Origin of the sequence: Mucilaginibacter sp., assembly GCF_036383575.1 — a bacterium.
GTDB lineage: Bacteria > Bacteroidota > Bacteroidia > Sphingobacteriales > Sphingobacteriaceae > Mucilaginibacter.
The window spans coordinates 1-5,210 of the sequence record NZ_DASVOB010000328.1 but is presented as its reverse complement, the minus strand read 5'-3'; the positions used below and the strand labels follow the sequence as shown (position 1 = coordinate 5,210).

The window sequence follows — 5,210 nt, the reverse complement described above, 5'->3', positions numbered from 1 at the left end:
CGTTAAAAGAAGTGTTATCCACAATTGTTAATTTCTAATGTGAAAAGCCTCTTTTTGGTTTAGCTATTTTCGCACTATCGTTAGTATGCGCTTTATGATCAAAACAAGATACATCACCCTGCTCATTCCCGTATTTTTATTCTCGGCCGCACGAGCCCAGCAAAATCCTTCCACTCAAATCTACCGCACTTATCATGCTGCGCTTGATTTGATGGACAAAGGGAAATTTTCCTCGGCTGCCGAACAATTTCGTTTGGTTGAGGCTTACAAAATTAAAACAAGCACCCAGCCGCAGTTTGAAACTGAGCTCTCGCTCACCAAAGAAAACTGCCAGTACTACGAAGCCTATTGCGCCCTTAATTTAGGGAACGATGACGCTGAAAGCATGTTCCTTCGCTTTATAAAAGAACACCCTGAAAACCCGCTTACTAAACAGGCTTTTTTCCAGATAGGTAAATCGTATTTTAAACAAGGGAAATATGAAGATGCTATTCGCTGGTTCAATAAAGTTGAAGCAGGCGAGCTTAACGGCCATGACAATACCGAATATAAATTTCGTAAAGGTTATGCCTACTTTGAGTTAAAAGACTACAAAAATGCCCAGCTGCTTTTTGGCGAGGTTAAAAACAAACGTACCGAGTTTACCGAGGACGCTACTTATTACTTTGCCTACATAGCTTACTTAAACAAGGACTATCACCTTGCCCTGGTAAACTTTGAAAAGCTTAAAAACTCTAAAAAATACGAAAACAGCTATCCTTATTATATTTCGGCTGTTTACTTTTTAGATAAACGTTATGATGATGTGATCAATTACGCTGTGCCTATTGTAAACAGCACCCATCAGCAAAACGAAACTGAAATGCTGCGCATCATTGCCGCATCATACTTTGCCAAGTCCGATTATGACAACGCGGTTAAATACTACGGTCGTTTTGAAGACCGCGACCAGGGCCGTACTCAAAACACGCAGGACAGCTACCAAATGGGTTATACCTATTTTAAAGTGGGCAATTACGCCAAAGCGGCAAGCGAACTGGAAAAACTGGTTGAGCAGCATGATGTTTACAGCCAAAGCGGTAACTATACCCTGGGCGATGTGTTCCTGAAAATGAACAATAAACAGAGCGCCCGTAACGCGTTCCTTAATGCATCAAAACTTGATTACGATAAGCAATTGCAGGAGGATGCTCTTTACGAGTACGCCAAGTTATCATATGAGCTCGACTTTAACCTGCAGGCCTTAGGTGCTACAAGATTGTACTTAGCTACCTACCCGCGTTCAAAACGTATTGATGAGGTGAAGGTATTATTAGCCGAAGAGTTACTGAACTCCCGCAGCTATAAAGAAGCGGTTGAGATCCTGGAGCCAATCCCTAACAAAAATCAAAGTGCCCGTTTAGCTTATCAAAAGGTTACTTACTACCGTGGTTTGGAGTTTTATAACGAACGCGCATTCGAGAATGCCATTGGTATTTTCCTGCGTTCATTAAAAGATCCGGTTGATAGTAAAACCGAAGCACTAACTACCTACTGGATGGCCGAGGCTATGTTTGAGGTTCGTAAATACGGCGAATCGGTAGAGAATTTTGAAAAGTTCCTGAGCATGCCTGAGGCTAAGGAAACTGATGTAGCCAATTATGCAAACTACGCTTTAGCTTACGCAGCCTTTGGCGACGAGCAATATAAAAAAGCAGCTAACTACTTCGAGAAGTTTTTACAGGGTGATGTAAAAGACGTAAACACCCAAAATGATGCGATAACCCGCCTGGCCGATAGCTACTTCGTTATGAAAAGCTATGGCAATGCCATGAACTATTATAACCGCATCATCGCCATGCACAACCAGGGCGAAGATTACGCCTTATTTCAGCGTGGTATGATCCAGGGCTTACAGGGATCGTTAGATACCAAGATCAGTACCCTGAACGACGTGTTGAACAAGTTCCCTAACTCTGATTATGCTGATGACGCATCATTTGAGATAGCTTATACCTACTTCCTGAAAACAGACGGCGAGAAAGCTAAAACCGATTTGAACGCCATGATCCAGAAATATCCGCGCAGCAGCTATATACCGCGTGCGCTGGTTACCATTGGTTTGATCGATTACAATGCCGGTAATGATGACCTGGCCGTTGAATCATTTAAAAAAGTGGTGCAGGATTATTCATCAACCGATGAGGCTAAACAAGCTTTAAAACAAATCGAAAAGATCTACACTGATAAAGGTGATGCTCAAACATTCATCAACTATGCAGGTACTACGCCTATCGGTAACTATACCACATCCGACCAGGAAAGCATCATGATAACCGCTGCCAACAACCTTTACCTTAAGGGCGACTGGCAGGGTACAGTAAGCGGAGTTAACGCTTATTTTGATAAGTTCCCAAGCAAACAGATCTACGAAAAACAGGCCCGCTTTATCCGTGCTCAGGGTTTGGCCAATTTAGGTCGTACAGACGAAGCTGTTGTTGATTACAACGTGATCCTGAACGACTGGACAAGCGCCTACAGCGAAAAAGCATTGATCAGCATGGCTAAGCTATACATGCAGCAAAAGAAATATAACGAGGCTGTAGTGTTCCTGAAACGTTTGGAAACCAATTCTGAATACAAGGCCGATTATACCTTCGCCATCACTAACCTCATGTATTGCTACTCGGAAATGTTAATGACCGACGACGCCATCAAGTATGCCGAACTGGTTAAAACCAATGATAAAACATCGCAGGAAGATAAATTTAAAACCGGCCTGTACGAAGGTAAAGCCTACCTGGCAACCGGCGATACTACTATTGCCATAAAACAGTTTACTTACACTGCAACAAACACAAAAACTGTTGCTGCTGCCGAAGCCCGTTACAACCTTGCCTTTATTGAGTACGACAAAGGCCGTTACAAAACATCGCAAAAAATGTGTTTTGACCTGGCTAAAGAAATGCCAAACTATGATTACTGGGTAGCCAAAACTTACATTTTGCTGGCCGATAACTATGTGGGCTTAAAAGATACCTTCCAGGCAAAAGCAACCCTGCAAAGTATCATTGACAACTATAAAGCCGATGACGACATATTACCTACTGCTAAAGAAAAGCTGGATAAACTGAGCGGCCGTAAAACCAAGGCCCCTGCTGCAAGTACTAAGGAAACAACCCAGCCAGATACCACTAACAAACAGTAACAAAGAGTAATATAAAAAAAGACAAGCAATGAACTCAAGATACACATATACGCTGCTTACCTTATTAATAGCATTATACTTTGTTCCTGCCCAGGCACAAACAAAGAAATCTACCAAAAAAGCAACAGTAAAAACTGCAACTAAAAAGCCTGCCGCTAAACCGGCTCCCAAAAAGGCTGCGCCAAAACCCGTAACTAAAAAAACTGCCGACAGCAAGAGCTTAGGTGATGCCGCTGCAAAATCTGTACAGGATACCACTAAAAAAGGAGGCGGTAACAACCCTAACACTTCTGCCAATGGAGGTAGCTTATCCGAAGAAATTGTGGTAACCACAGCTTATAAACCGGTACTGGCCGACGCTGTAAAGATCCGTCGTAACCCCGATCTGGAAGATAAAGTGCCGTTTAAAGCTCCTTTAACTTATGCCCCGCTTGATAAACGCCAGGAACAAAACTCAGAGATCAGGCAGCTTGACCCGATGAAAAGGCCAGCTGAGCAGGATTCAGTTTTAACCAACAATTTTGCTAAGGTTGGTTTCGGTAACTTAAAAACTATTTATGGCGAAGGTTACTTTGCCAATGGCCGCGACCAGGCATTACAATTTGGTGGTTTTGTTAAACATTTATCCCAGTCGGGCTCATTACAAAAACAAACTCAAAGCCGTGATGATGTAGGTGTATTTGGCAAAAGTATCATTGGCGATAACAACATATCCGGCAGGATAAACTACAACCGTTTAGGCACCTACTTTTACGGTTATAACGGGGATGCGCCTGACAATAGTTTTGTGCCAACCAAACAACACTTTAACACCATAAGCGGTGAGGTTGAGCTGGCCAAAAACTATAAAGATGTTGAAAACGATTTCACCTATGCTGTAAAACTAAAAGGTTATGCTTTCAGCAATGCTTACCAGGCACGTGAAAACAATGTAGTTATCTCAGGCTTTTTAAACCAAACTGTTAAGCAGTTTTATGCAGGTTTAAGCGCGTCGTTAGACCTGGCCAGCCAGAAAGACAGCCTTTACAGCCTTGGTAATAACATTGCCAGGGTTAACCCTTACATCAAATTTCAGGGTACTAACTACAAGATAGATGCAGGAGTTAACATTGTGAAGGAGTTTGGTGATTTTGGCAAGTTTTACATTTTCCCGGCAGCAAAGCTTGAGGTACAGGTAGTACCTAAATATGTACGCCTGTTTGTTGAAGCCAAAGGCGATGTAAACCGCTCTTCATTGCACGATTTTGCCATGATCAACCCGTTCCTTGGCCAAAACATCAATATCAAGAACTCGGTTGATCAACTGGACATCAGTGCCGGTTTAAAAGGTACGCTTGCTCCCGGTCTAAGCTTTAAAGCAGCTATATATCGCAACAGCATTAAAAACATGCCTTTAATGGTGAGCAATTTCAACGCCGAAGGCAACAAATTCACTGTTATTTATGATGATGGCAAGGCCCGCGTAAACGGCTTTAATGGTGAGTTAGATTTCAAAGCAACCGATGATTTTAACATTTTCGGTCGCGTTGAGATAAAAGACTATCAGCTGGCTTCAGAAAAAGAACCATGGAACCTGCCTAAATTTTTATTAACCGCAGGTACGGCAATACATATCGACAGCAAATTGACTGTTACCGGTTCCTTACTTATCCGCGGTGCAACTAACGACAGGCTTATGTTATTGGTGCCATCAACCTCGGCAAGCACTACTCCGGTTTACAACCAGGTAAAGCAGCCAATAAATGGCTTTGGCGATCTGAGCGGCAGCGTGGAATACAAGATCAACAGGAAGTTTTCGGTATTTGCGCAGGCTAATAATATCCTGAGCAGCTCATACCAAAATTGGCTATATTACCCTAACTACGGATTTAATATCTTTGGCGGCGTAGGATACTCGTTTTAAGCCCTGTTTGATGTTTTAAAATTAACTGTATTTTTACCGGATGGATATAGCCAATTATTTAAGCGAACTACTTGGCCGGTACACTGAAGTAAGTGTGCCCGGCTTAGGCTGCTTTTCACG

At 42.5% G+C, this 5,210-nt stretch carries 2 protein-coding genes; both read left to right on the top strand.

The features are described 5' to 3' along the window. Nucleotides 1–94: 94 nt before the first annotated feature. Nucleotides 95–3,187, top strand: a complete 3,093-nt coding sequence (locus VF500_RS11320; RefSeq protein WP_330859772.1) for a tetratricopeptide repeat protein — start codon at nt 95–97, stop codon at nt 3,185–3,187. A 28-nt stretch (nt 3,188–3,215) separates the two neighbouring features. After that, nucleotides 3,216–5,090 carry a hypothetical protein gene (locus tag VF500_RS11315; protein WP_330859771.1) on the top strand — a complete coding sequence of 625 codons (1,875 nt, stop codon included), beginning with the start codon at nt 3,216–3,218 and terminating at the stop codon, nt 5,088–5,090. Nucleotides 5,091–5,210: the final 120 nt, after the last annotated feature.

What these genes read in the sequence shown, in the direction of transcription:
- VF500_RS11320 (WP_330859772.1), top strand. Translation starts at nt 95, where the DNA reads ATGATCAAAACAAGATACATCACCCTGCTCATTCCCGTATTTTTATTC.
- VF500_RS11315 (WP_330859771.1), top strand. Translation starts at nt 3,216, where the DNA reads ATGAACTCAAGATACACATATACGCTGCTTACCTTATTAATAGCATTA.